Source organism: Edaphobacillus lindanitolerans (assembly GCF_900156305.1).
In the GTDB taxonomy this organism is placed as follows: domain Bacteria; phylum Bacillota; class Bacilli; order Bacillales_A; family Planococcaceae; genus Bhargavaea; species Bhargavaea lindanitolerans.
The window spans coordinates 155,595-167,610 of the sequence record NZ_FTPL01000002.1; the positions used below are offsets into that span (position 1 = coordinate 155,595).

The 12,016-nt window shown below is 61.6% G+C and carries 11 protein-coding genes; 3 read left to right on the forward strand and 8 right to left on the reverse strand.

Annotated features, from left to right (window positions below; translation table 11 throughout):
- Positions 1-114: 114 nt before the first annotated feature.
- Positions 115-729, forward strand: coding sequence for an FMN-binding negative transcriptional regulator (locus tag B0B07_RS06850; RefSeq protein WP_076757666.1), 615 nt, complete (start codon positions 115-117; stop codon positions 727-729).
- Positions 730-783: 54 nt separating this feature from the next.
- On the opposite strand, the gene argH is transcribed toward B0B07_RS06850, so the two are convergent.
- The 5 genes from argH to B0B07_RS06875 all read right to left on the reverse strand — a co-directional run bounded on the left by argH (position 784) and on the right by B0B07_RS06875 (position 6,099).
- On the reverse strand, positions 784-2,172 hold the full coding sequence (argH, locus tag B0B07_RS06855; protein ID WP_076757667.1) for an argininosuccinate lyase: 1,389 nt from the start codon (positions 2,170-2,172) through the stop codon (positions 784-786).
- On the reverse strand, positions 2,169-3,395 hold the full coding sequence (locus tag B0B07_RS06860) for an argininosuccinate synthase (RefSeq protein WP_076757668.1): 1,227 nt from the start codon (positions 3,393-3,395) through the stop codon (positions 2,169-2,171). The genes argH and B0B07_RS06860 overlap by 4 nt, the downstream gene beginning before the upstream one ends.
- A 277-nt stretch (positions 3,396-3,672) precedes the next feature.
- Entirely contained in the window at positions 3,673-4,233 is a 561-nt protein-coding gene (locus B0B07_RS06865; RefSeq protein WP_144264320.1) for a membrane lipoprotein lipid attachment site-containing protein, read from the reverse strand.
- A gap of 182 nt (positions 4,234-4,415) precedes the next feature.
- Positions 4,416-5,168: an SDR family NAD(P)-dependent oxidoreductase gene (locus B0B07_RS06870; RefSeq protein WP_076757670.1), complete on the reverse strand. Its 753-nt coding sequence runs from the start codon at positions 5,166-5,168 to the stop codon at positions 4,416-4,418.
- Positions 5,155-6,099, reverse strand: a complete 945-nt coding sequence (locus tag B0B07_RS06875; protein ID WP_076757671.1) for an MBL fold metallo-hydrolase — start codon at positions 6,097-6,099, stop codon at positions 5,155-5,157. The genes B0B07_RS06870 and B0B07_RS06875 overlap by 14 nt, the downstream gene beginning before the upstream one ends.
- Before the next feature lie 390 nt (positions 6,100-6,489).
- Here B0B07_RS06875 and proC point away from each other — a divergent pair, with 390 nt between their 5' ends.
- Positions 6,490-7,299, forward strand: coding sequence for a pyrroline-5-carboxylate reductase (gene proC, locus B0B07_RS06880; RefSeq protein ID WP_076757672.1), 810 nt, complete (start codon positions 6,490-6,492; stop codon positions 7,297-7,299).
- Positions 7,300-7,352: 53 nt separating this feature from the next.
- The gene (gene namA, locus B0B07_RS06885) at positions 7,353-8,369 is read left to right on the forward strand and encodes an NADPH dehydrogenase NamA (RefSeq protein WP_076757673.1); all 1,017 of its coding nucleotides are present in this window, start codon (positions 7,353-7,355) and stop codon (positions 8,367-8,369) included.
- 221 nt (positions 8,370-8,590) lie between these two features.
- Here namA and B0B07_RS06890 read toward each other — a convergent pair whose 3' ends face one another.
- From B0B07_RS06890 to B0B07_RS06900, 3 genes are read right to left on the reverse strand one after another with little or no spacing between them, the layout of a single operon-like run.
- Complete coding sequence (locus B0B07_RS06890; RefSeq protein ID WP_234982289.1) at positions 8,591-9,739, reverse strand: diaminopropionate ammonia-lyase; 1,149 nt, start codon at positions 9,737-9,739, stop codon at positions 8,591-8,593.
- A gap of 27 nt (positions 9,740-9,766) precedes the next feature.
- On the reverse strand, positions 9,767-10,708 hold the full coding sequence (rnz, locus tag B0B07_RS06895) for a ribonuclease Z (RefSeq protein WP_076757675.1): 942 nt from the start codon (positions 10,706-10,708) through the stop codon (positions 9,767-9,769).
- A gap of 7 nt (positions 10,709-10,715) precedes the next feature.
- Positions 10,716-11,924, reverse strand: coding sequence for a DNA polymerase IV (locus tag B0B07_RS06900; protein ID WP_076757676.1), 1,209 nt, complete (start codon positions 11,922-11,924; stop codon positions 10,716-10,718).
- Positions 11,925-12,016 lie beyond the last annotated feature (92 nt).

Below are 12,016 nucleotides of genomic sequence, written 5' to 3' on the forward strand. Positions count from 1 at the left end.
ATTTCGGGAAATGGAGGGGATGGCGGCCTGTAAGCGGGGTTCCGCAAATGCGCTGCAGATAGTATGATGAGGAAAAGAAGAGCGCGAACCCGCTCAATCCGGGGAGGAACGATCTTGTACATACCGAGAATTTACAAAGAGAAAGACCTGAAAGAAATCGTGGCGTTCATCGGGGCGAATTCATTCGCCACGCTCGTCAGCACGCGGGAGGGCCGGCCGATTGCGACCCATCTTCCCCTGCAGCTGCGCAAGACGGAGGAAGGCCACGAGCTGACCGGACATGTGGCATACGGCAACCCGCAGTGGAAGACATTCGGGGAAAACGAAGAAATCCTGGCCATCTTCCAGGGTCCGCACTCGTACATCTCCCCTTCCTGGTATGAGCAGGAAAACGTGCCGACCTGGAACTACCAGGCCGTGCACGTGTACGGGAAGCCGGAGATCATCGAAGGCGAAGAACTGCACCGGGACCTCGCACACCTGATGGAGAAATACGAAAAGCACCGGAAACACCCGGTGCTCTGGGACACTCTGTCCCCCGAACTGCTGGAAACCGAACTGAAAGGGATCGTCGGATTCAAGATCAAGGTGGAAAGATTCGAAGCGGCCTATAAAATGAGCCAGAACCGCAATGATCGGGACTACCGGAACATCATCGACCGCCTTGGCGAGGAAAGCGATCCGCTTTCGGGCCAAGTGGCGGAAGTGATGAAAAAAATCCAGCCATGAAAAAAGCGGACCGGCGGACTCCACAATGGGACGCCGGTCTGCTTTTCTGTTTTCTCATCGGACCGTCCGGCCGAGTGCTTCCCCTGCCTTGGCGATCTGTATGCGGACTTGGTCGAAACCGGTGCCGCCGTAGGAGTTTCTCCTGCGGACGGCCGCCTCGGGCGCGAGCACTCCATAGATGTCGTCCTCGATCAGCGTGCTTTCCTCCTGCATCACGGAAAGCGGGAGATCCTTCAGCACGCAGCCTTTTTGGATACAGGTGAACACCAGCTTCCCGGTCACTTCATGCGCTTCGCGGAACGGCATGCCCCTGGCCGCCAGGTAATCGGCGAGTTCCGTCGCATTGGAGAAATCCTTGCCGACCTCCGCTTCCATGACGTCCTTGTTCACGGTCATCGTGCGGATCATGCCCGCGAAGATGCGGAGCGAGCCGGTGACGGTCTTCACGGTGTCGAACATGCCTTCCTTGTCTTCCTGCATGTCTTTGTTGTAGGCAAGCGGCAGGCCCTTCAGCGTCGTCAGCAAACCGGTCAGGTTGCCGTACACCCGTCCGGTCTTGCCGCGGATGAGTTCCGCCATATCCGGGTTCTTCTTCTGCGGCATGATGCTCGAGCCGGTCGAGAACGCGTCGTCGAGCTCGATGAACCCGAACTCCTGGCTCGACCAGAGGATGATCTCCTCGGCGAACCGCGACAGATGGGCCATGAGCAGCGAAGAGGCGGACAGGAACTCGACGATGAAGTCCCGGTCGCTCACCGCGTCCATGCTGTTTTCATAGACACCGGAGAAGCCGAGCAGCCCGGCGGACAGATGACGGTCGATCGGGAACGTCGTCCCGGCGAGTGCGCCCGCGCCGAGCGGCGACAGGTCGATCCGCTTGAGGGAGTCCGAAAACCGGCCCTTATCCCGTTCGAGCATCCAGAAGTACGCCATCAGATGATGGGCGAACGACACCGGCTGCGCGCGCTGGAGATGCGTGTAGCCCGGCGCAAGCGTTTCGACATGGGCCTCCGCCTGTTCGAGGATCGCCTTCTGGAAGTCTTCGGTCAGTCCGATGATCTCCTTCGTGCGCGCCTTCAGATACAGATGCATGTCGGTCGCGACCTGGTCGTTCCGGCTGCGTCCGGTATGGAGCTTGCCGCCGACCGGACCGATGTCGTCCGTCAGCATCTTCTCGAGGTTCAGGTGGATGTCCTCGAGCTCGACGGAGAATTCCAGTTCATCCGCCTGCGCCTTTTCCTTCAGGCGGGCGAGGCCGCCGAGGATGGCGTCCGTCTCATCGTTGGTGAGAATGCCGCATTTGCCGAGCATTTGCACGTGCGCCGTGCTGCCTTCAATGTCCTCCAGGACGAGTTCCCGGTCGAAGCCGATCGACGCGCCGAACTCGTCGACCCATTCCTCGGCACTCTTCTGGAAACGGCCGCCCCAGAGTTTTTCACTCATGACTGCACCTTCTCCGGCTGTTTCGCGGATTCGGCAGCCTTGTTGACGGATGCATGGACTTTCGTCGGCAGACCCCAGAGCTCGATGAAGCCGACTGCGGATTCGTGGTTGAATGCATCTTCCTTCGTATAGGTCGCGAGCTTCTCGTCATAGAGGGAGTTCGGCGACTTGCGGCCTTCGACAATCGCGTGCCCCTTGAACAGTTTCACGCGGACGGTGCCGTTGACGAACTGCTGGGTCTCCTTCAGGAAGGCCTGGAGCGCTTTTGTGAGCGGCGAGAACCAGAGTCCTTCGTAGATGAGTTCGGTCAGCTTCTTGCCGACGACCGGCTTGAAGTGGGCCAGCTCCTTCACGAGCGTGATGTCTTCGAGTTCCTTATGCGCCGTGAGCAGCGTCATCGCGCCCGGGCACTCGTACACTTCACGGGACTTGATGCCGACGAGGCGGTTCTCGACGTGGTCGATGCGGCCGACGCCGTGCTTGCCGGCGATGTCATTGAGGCTCAGGATCAGCTCATCCAGCTGCATCTTCTCGCCGTCGAGCGTGACCGGCACGCCGTGCTCAAAGCCGATTTCGATGACGTCCGGCGTGTCCGGCGCGTCTTCGAGTGCAACCGTCAGATCGTATGCATCTTCCGGCGGCGCCGCCCAAGGATTCTCGAGGATGCCGCATTCATTCGAACGGCCCCACAGGTTCTGGTCGATCGAGTACGGGCTGTCGAGGTTGATCGGAATCGGGATATTATGCTCTTTCGCGTATTCGATCTCCTCTTCACGCGACCAGCTCCATTCGCGGACCGGAGCGATCACTTCAAGAGACGGGTCGAGCGCCTTGATCGACACTTCGAAGCGGACCTGGTCGTTCCCCTTGCCCGTGCAGCCGTGTGCGACGGCGTCGGCGTTCGTCTCATGTGCGATCTCGACAAGTTTCTTCGAGATGAGCGGACGGGACAGCGCCGAGACGAGCGGATACTTCTCCTCGTAGAGCGTGTGGCCCTGGAGCGCCGGCAGGACGAAGTCTTCGGCAAACTCTTTCTTTGCGTCGATCATGTAGCTTTCGGTTGCGCCGACCTTGAGCGCCTTTTCCTTGACGAACGCGAGGTCCTTCCCTTCGCCGACGTCCAGGCAGACCGCCACCACTTCATACCCCTGTTCCTTCAGCCATGTGACCGCCACCGATGTATCAAGACCTCCTGAATATGCGAGAACCACTTTCTTGCCCATATGCAATCCCTCCGTGTATGTTTATTCATTTTATTCATGTTTTATTCATGAGTGAATCTTAACATGGAATAAACATCGATGCAAGCAAATGTTTATGCATTTTCAAAAGAAATGAGAATTCTTGTTCAAGAGCGTTCAAAATGCGAGTGAGCGCGCAGGCGCCCCGAGCGGGATCTTCGTCTGCCGCCCCGGCGATCCCGGCGCTTTTAGGATTGAGATAGACAAAAACGGGCCTGCGTCCGGATAACCGGATGCAGGCCGCCTGTTGACGTTGGGATCATTCGCTTTTGGGTTCTTTCGTATATTCATGGCTTTCGACATCGAGTTCCACAGTGTAGGTTTCATTGGACTCGACGATCGTGCAGTCGAATTTGATCGTGTCCTCGCCGAGCTCCGGCTTGCCGAGAACGACGAAGCCGTTGCCTTCTTTTTCGAGAAACGCCTGGAACGCCTCCGTCTGGCGCTTGGAGAGGTCATCCTTCGGCACGACGAACACGGCCGCATGGCCCTGGCCCGGGAACGACCGGGCAATCATGCCGGAATGATAGACATCCGCGCGCATCCCCTTCTCAAGGTCGCCGGATTCGAGTTCCCGCTCCGCGCCGTCGCCGATCGAGACGAAGTGGGTTTCGTCGTCGATCGTGTAGTAGATGTCGTTGACGAGCACCCGGTCCCCGTCGATGTCGGTGATGAACCCCTTCGCTTCCTCCATCCCTTCCACCGGGACGGACAGCTTGTCTTCCGCTTTTGGTGCATCTCCGCTTCCGCCGCCTGTCCCGCTTGTGCCGCAGGCCGAGAGGAGCACGGCCGCCACCGTGAATACGAACAGTTTCTTCAATCGATCACCACTCCCTTGATCATGAAAACGGTCTTCTGGATCCGGTGCATCCCCGTACAGCTCCGGAAAAGCATGCACGTTCATACTATTCCATTCCCGCCGCAGATCCGGTCAATCACCTTTTCCGGCACCGGCATCCCCGTCCTCTTAAACAAGCAGACGGACGGAGGAGTCCGGACGTTTCATTTCTTGTCGAAGAAATTCCGGCCGAGCCGCTCGGTGAGCCCCGGGGCGATGGCATGGGCCCTGGCGGCGGCCGCCATGTACCAAGGAAGATCGATGTCGCGGACCGGACGGCCGAGCGCACCGACGGCCGCCTCGGCGACACGCTCCGGTGCGGTCAGGTAGCCGGCCATCGACGCCCGATAATCTGCGGACGGGGCGGCAATGTCGAGAAACGGCGTATCGACCGGACCCGGGTTGATCGATGTGACGGATATGCCGTACGGGGCCATTTCCAGTCTCAACGCATCCGCATAGCCGAGGATCGCGCTCTTGGACGCCGCGTACGCAGAGGCCTTTTTAGTTGCGACTTTCCCGGCTGCGGAGGCGATGAATACGATCCGGCCGGATCCGCGCTCCATCATGCCGGGCAGGAGCCGGCGCAGCAGCTTCATCGGGGAGGCGGCGTTCACTTCAAGCATCCGGTCGATCGATTCGTCGGACAGCTCATGGGCATGGAGGAACGCGCCGACGCCCGACGCCAGGATGACCGCATCCGGTGCGCCCGCTGCCCGCGCCACCCGGTCGAGTCCTTCCGCGGTGGACAGGTCGGCTTCGAGGATCCCGGCGCCTTCCCGCCGGATGGCTTCGAGGCCGGCCCGGTTCCGGCCGGTGGCGAGCACGAGATGCCCTTCCTCCAGCAGTTGTGAAACGATCGCCCGGCCGATGCCGCCCGTCGCGCCGGTGACGAGCACCCGCTTACGCCTGTTCATAATGAAGCACCCCGTCCTCACCGCGCACTTCTCGTGCGAGCCCTTCCTCTACGAGCCAGTCCGCCTGTCCGATCGTTTCGGATAAGGTGAGCCCGAGTTCTTTTTCATACATCGTCGGGAACAGGCGCGTCGTCAGGCCGAAAATCGTCTTCGGGCCATCTTCCAGCATGCCGAGCACTTTGAGCGCGCGTTCTTTCTGCTGGCCAAGGCGGTGTTCGATGAGCGGGGCAATCCCCCGCACTTCTTCGCCGTGCCCCGGATAAACGACGTCCACCGGAAGAGCGGCGACCCGCCGGAGCGAATCATTGTATTCGAGCAGAGATTTCGGCCGTCCCGCCTTCGGATCGAGCGGCGGTTCGATGAGCGGATTGGACGAGATCTTCCCGAGCACGAGGTCGCCCCCGATCATTTCCCCCGTCTCTTCGTTGAAGAACGCCAGGTGGCTCCGGGCGTGGCCCGGTGTCTCAAGCACCTTCCAGCCCGAATGTCCCGGCACGGCGTCCCCTTCACCGAGCTGCCCGTCAAGCGGCCGGCTGCCCATGAAGGCGACCGGCCGCTTCATCTTGGGCACCCATTTCAGGTATTGCTCCGGCACCCCCTCCTCTTTCAGGCAGTCCAGATAAAACCGGTCATGGTGTTCAAAGAATGCTTCGTCGCGGCGCAGCCAGGGGTCGTTGTAGGCGTGCCCGAGCAGCCGGGCCCCATCGAACCGGTCGACAAGTCCGGCGTGGTCCGGATGGTGATGGGTCAGGATGACCTGTTCGATGTCGCCCGGTTCATAGCCGGATTCCTTCAGGCCGTGCAGAAGCGCTTCCCACGCTTCGGGCGTGTTCGTCCCGGCATCGAACAGGGTCAGTGCATCCCCTTTCAGCAAATACACATTGACGTCTCCGACGGCGAACGGCGTCGGCATGGTGATCGTATGGATCATCGGAATCCCCCCGCAAAATGAATCGTGATTCACTTATTGTACATGAGCCGGTCCGCCGCGTCACCTGTTGACACCGCGGCAGACGATGCGTATAATCGCGTTAACCGAATGAACGGAATGCTCCGACGAAGACGAGTACGGGCGGTGAAGGCGCACAGAAAATGCGGTCACCGGCTGAGAGCCGCATCCCCTCTCCCGCCCCGAACCTGCTTCCGAGCCGCCGTGGAAACACGGCCGTGCCCCGCTGCGTTAAGGCGGACGAGCCGCACCGGCCTTGCCGGTGAATGAAGGTGGTACCGCGGAAACCGATGCGTTTTCGTCCTTTTTCATGATGAGTCATGACTTGGGACGAGAACGCATCTTTTATTTTGGACAAGGAGGATGAGCGGGATGAAAAACGTATTGTTTGTCGGCGCAGGCTCGATGGCCGAAGCGATCATGGCCGGAATCGTGGAAAAGGGGGCCGTGGACCCGTCGTCCGTATTCGTGATGAACAAGTCGGATGAGGCGCGGCTGTCCGGACTGGAAGAAAGGTACGGCATCGTGCCGGTCAGGAAAGAAGATCCTGAGGTCGGACGGGCGGAACTGGTTGTATTCGCGACAAAGCCGAAGGACGTCCGCCAGGCGATGAATGATGTGGCCGGACGGCTTCATCTGGAAGCGGCGATCCTGTCGGTGATGGCGGGCATCCCGATCCGCACGTTCGAGGAAGGGCTCGGCAGCCGCCCGGTGGCACGGTCCATGCCGAACACGTCGGCGACGATCGGGCTTGCCGCGACGGGCGTGGCGATGAACGACGCCGTGTGCGACCGGGTGCGCGGGGACATCCTCTCGCTCCTCGGGGCGGTCGGCATCGTGAAAGAAGTGGCGGAAGACGATCTCCACCTGGTGACCGCCCTTTCCGGAAGCGGCCCGGCGTATGTGTACTATTTCACGGAAGCGCTGGAGGAAGCGGCGAAGACGGCCGGCTTTGACGGGGCCGACGCACGCGAGCTGATCATCCAGACGCTCGAAGGCGCGGCGGCGATGATGCGGCAGACCCGGATGGAGCCGTCCGTCCTCCGGGAGAATGTCACGAGCCCGGGCGGCACGACCGCTGCGGGACTGCGCGCGCTCGATGACGCCGGCTTCCACCGCGCGGTCGCCTCGTGCATCCGGGCGGCGGAAAACCGTTCCCGTGAGCTTGCGGAAGGAAAGTGACCGTCCGCAACTGGTAGAATGGACGGGAACTCTGTCATGGGAAGGTGATTGCGATGTCCAAGTTGTTTGAACCGATCGAGATCAAAGGCGTGACGCTCCGGAACCGGATCGTCATGTCCCCGATGTGCATGTACTCCTGTCCGGAACAGGACGGCCGGGTGCAGGACTGGCACCTCGTCCACTATCCGTCCCGGGCGGTCGGCGGCGCCGGCCTCATCATCGTGGAGGCGACCGCGGTCCAGCCGGAAGGCCGGATCTCCAATGAAGACCTCGGCATCTGGGAAGACGGCCACACCGACGGCCTCCGGCGGCTGACGGAACTGGTCAAAAGCCACGGCGCGGCAGCCGGGATCCAGCTTGCGCACGCCGGCCGGAAGTCGGAGACCGACGGGGATATCTTCGCCCCGTCCGCGATCGCTTTCAGCGACCGGTACAAGCAGCCGAACGAAATGACCGCCGATGACATCCGGGAGACCGTGTCCGCTTTCCGGGAAGCTGCGCGCCGCGCGAAGGAAGCCGGATTCGATGTGATCGAGCTCCACGGGGCCCACGGCTATCTGCTCAACGAGTTCCTCTCCCCGCTATCCAACCTGCGGGAAGACGAATACGGCGGCAGTGCGGAAAACCGGTACCGAATCGTCCGCGAGACGATCGATGCCGTCAAGGAAGTGTGGGACGGACCGCTGTTCGTCCGGATTTCGGCAAGCGACTGGACCGAAGGCGGCATGAAGCCGGATGATTACGTGCCGATGGTGCAATGGATGAAGGAACAGGGCGTCGACCTGATCGACGTGAGCTCGGGTGCCGTCGTCCAGGCCCGGATTGAGAGCTATCCGGGCTACCAGGTACCGTTCTCGGAGACGATCCGCACCGGTGCCGGCATTCTCACCGGTGCCGTCGGCATGATCACCGAGCCGGAGCATGCGGAAGAGATCGTCCAAAACGGACGGGCCGACCTCGTGCTGCTCGGCCGCGAACTGCTGCGCGACCCATTCTGGCCGCGCAGGGCGGCAGAGAAACTCGGCGCGGAATTAGACACGCCGGTCCAGTACGAACGGGGCTGGAAATGAAAAAGGAGCCGGACGGGATGAATTCCCGGACGGCTCTTTTTTATGTGTGAAGAAACGTGTTGCTTCACACTCGCGTCTGTTTGCTTAACATTCGGGGGCAGTTGCTTAACATTCAGGTCGATTTGCTTAACATTCGTTTCGGATTGCTTCACACTCGCCCCCCACTGAATGCTCCGGCGGCAAACACGGCTTTGATTTCAATCACCCGGCCGGCGCCCCGTTCATATTCGCCCACCGCAGGCTTCGCCTCCGGTGACTTTCCGGTAATTTGCCGGATCGGTGGCGCCTTCCGTGTTGATCACGAGGACGACGGAATTCTCGTCCAGTCCCAGTTCGCTCGCGCACTCTGGACTCCGGATGCACAGTTCGTCCAGCAGGCCCACCGCCACGGCTGCGCCGGATTCGCCGGACACGACCGCAGAATCTCCCGCAGCCGGCCCGGCGAGGATCCGCATTCCTTCGGCGCTGATTTCGTCGCTGCAGGAAACGAAGTGCGCGGCGAGCGGCCTCAGGATCGCCCAAGCATCGGGGCTCGGCACACCGCAGGCGAGTCCGGCCATCATCGTGTCCAGGTCGCCGCCCACCACGGCCGCGGCTCCATCCCCCGTCTGTGCCGACTGGTAAAAACAGTCGGCCTTGTCTGGTTCCATTACAATGATTTTTGGCGCGTCCATCCCGAGCCGGGCAACCGCATAGGCCGCCATCGCCGCAGCGAACGAGCCGACGCCTGCCTGCAGGAACAGATGGGTGACTCTTGGCGCCGAAGCTTCCTCCAGCTGACCGAACGCTTCGTCGATCAGCGTCAGATAGCCCTGCATGATGAGCCGGGGGACCTTTTCATAGCCGGTCCATGCGGTGTCCTGGACGAGCACCCAGCCGTTGCGCGCCGCTTCTACTTCGGCAAGCCGGACAGTTTCGTCATAATTCAGCTCGGTGACGCGCACGTCCGCCCCCTGCTCCCGGATGGCGTCCACCCGTTCTGTTGCGGATCCTGCCGGCAGGAAAACGACCGCCCGCTGCCCGAGTTCCCTCGCTGCCCAGGCGAGTCCCTTTCCGTGATTGCCGTCGGTGGCCGTGGCAAATGTGACGGTTTCTTCGCTTCCGCTGTGCAGCCGGCTGAGCGCATAGGAAGCACCGAGCCCCTTGAATGCGTTGAGGCCGAACCGCTCCGACTCATCTTTGACATACAGTCCACCGACCCCGAGTGACCGGGCCAGTCCGTCAAGCGAATGAAGCGGCGTTGCAGCGTACGCCGGAAGGCCCTCGTGAAATGCCCTCGCCCGCTTCGCCTCTTCCAATGAAAAAAGCTCCATCAGATCGGATGGCCGCTCCCCCGCATACTGGTTGATCATCCACTTAATATTCCCCACTTAAATCCCCCCTGTTCCTTCGTTCCCCTACGGCAGCCGTCTCAGCTGCCCGTCTTTCCATTCAAACTCCGAAAGGTCTTCCGCAATTTCAACGAACGGAAACAGATCTTCCGCCTCTTCCGCCAGTTTGCGGGCGTCCTCGGGCAGGAAGCGCGCGCTGATATGGTTGGCGATGAGCGCCTTTGCGCCCCCCTCCCTTGCGACACGCGCGGCGTCAAGGATCGTCGAGTGACCGTACGCCCCGGCAAGATGGGCCGTTTCACGGTCATAGGTCGCTTCGTGGACGACGACGTCGGCGCTGCGCGCGAGTTCAATCGCATTTGGCGTGAACCGGGTGTCGCCGAGGATCGCGACCGAGAATCCGGGCTGCGGCGGCCCGGTGACGTCCGCACTGCGGACGGTCCGCCCGTCCCCGAGCTCCACGTCCCGCCCCTCCTTCAATTCCCGCAGGAGCGGCCCCTTCGGCACGCCGGCTTCGGTCGCGCGGTCGATGAGGAGCTTGCCGGGAAGCGGCTTCTGTTCGATCCGGTAGCCGAAGCACGGGATCACATGGTCAAGGGGCAGCGCCTCCACCCGAAACGTCTCATCCTCGAAGACGGTGCCTCCGTCCACCTCATGCACCGCCAGTTCGTAGTTCAGATGCGTGCGGCTGATGCGGAGGGTGACTTCGATCCATTCCGCCAGCCCGGCAGGCCCGTACAGGTCGAGCCGGTCCGTGCCGCCGAGGAACCCTCTTGACCCGAGCAGGCCCGGCAAGCCGAAGATGTGGTCGCCGTGAAGGTGGGTGATGAAGATCTTCTCCAGCTTTTTCGGCTTCAGCGTCGTGTGGAGAATGCGGTGCTGGGCCGCCTCCCCGCAGTCAAACAGCCAGAACGTCCCGCGCTCCTCAAGCAGCTTCAGCGCCAGTGCGCTCGTATTCCTCTGCTTGGAGGGCATGCCCGCTCCGGTCCCCAAAAATTCTATCTGCATAATTTCCCTACTTTCCGTCCGGTCCCGCTCCCCGGATGCCCCGGGTCACCGCGCCCTTCCCGAATTTCTGTTCCAGTTCCCCGAGCGCCTTGAGCACCGGTTCTTCCCTTGCGTATTTTTCATAACTGAAGATCGACAGCTGCTCGGTCGCTTCCGAACGGTCGACCACTCGCCCCACGGTCACGCCGAGCAGCCGGACGGGCTGGCCTTCCCAGTGGCGGTCCAGGAGCGCCTCGGCCTCCCGGAAGATCGCCTCCTCCGAAAAGACCGGATTCGTGAGCGTCCGGCTCCTCGAATGGTTCACCCAGTCCGCATCCCGGATCTGGAGCGTCACGACGTCTCCCGCGAGCTCCCTCCGCGCGAGCCGGAGGGCGACTTTTCCGGCCAGCATCCGCAGCGTCTTTTTCATCTCGTCCGGATCCGTTTCATCGACCGGCAGGGTGACCGATCCGCCGACGCTTTTCCGCTCATTCGCGGATTCCGGATCGACGGGCCGGCCGTCAATGCCGTTTGCCCGCGCCTTCAGGTAAAGTCCGCGCTTTCCGAGGTTTTCCTTCAGGAGTCCGTCATGCGCGGCGGCGAGTTCGCCGATCGTCCGGATCTCGATTGAATTCAGTTTTTCCTCCGTGCTTTTTCCGACGCCGTGCATCTCGATGACCGGCAGCGGCCAGAGCACGGACGGGACATCCCGCTTCCGGAGGATCGTGATGCCCATCGGCTTTTTCATGTCCGATGCGGTCTTCGCAAGGAACTTGTTCGGCGCGATGCCGATCGAGCACGGCAGGTCCAGTTCCGCAAGCACCCGGCGCTGGATCTCCTCCGCGAGGCTGACGGCGGAACCCGGCCAGTCCGTCTCGGTCACGTCGAGGTAGCCTTCATCGATCGAAACCGGCTCGACCAGCTCGGTGAACGTGCCGAGCAAACCGAACATGGCGTTCGATGCGTCCCTGTACCGGTTGTGGTCGGGCGGGATGACGATCAGGTCGGGGCATTTTTTGCGTGCCTCCCATACCGGCATCGTCGTATAGACGCCGTGCGCCCGCGCCTCGTAGGAGCAGGTGACGACGATGCCGCGGCGTTCTTTCGGATTGCCCGCGATCGCCACCGGCTTCCCTTTGAGCGACGGATCATGCGCCTGCTCGACCGATGCGAAAAACGAGTTCATGTCGATATGAAAAATGATCCGGCCCTTCGGCCGGCCGCCGTTCTCCGCCATCCCATCACCTCCCGTTCTCCCTTCATTATATCAACGGCCGGCCGGAATGCACAAAAGCCTCCTGCCGGGCGGACGCCAATAGAAAAAGCGGG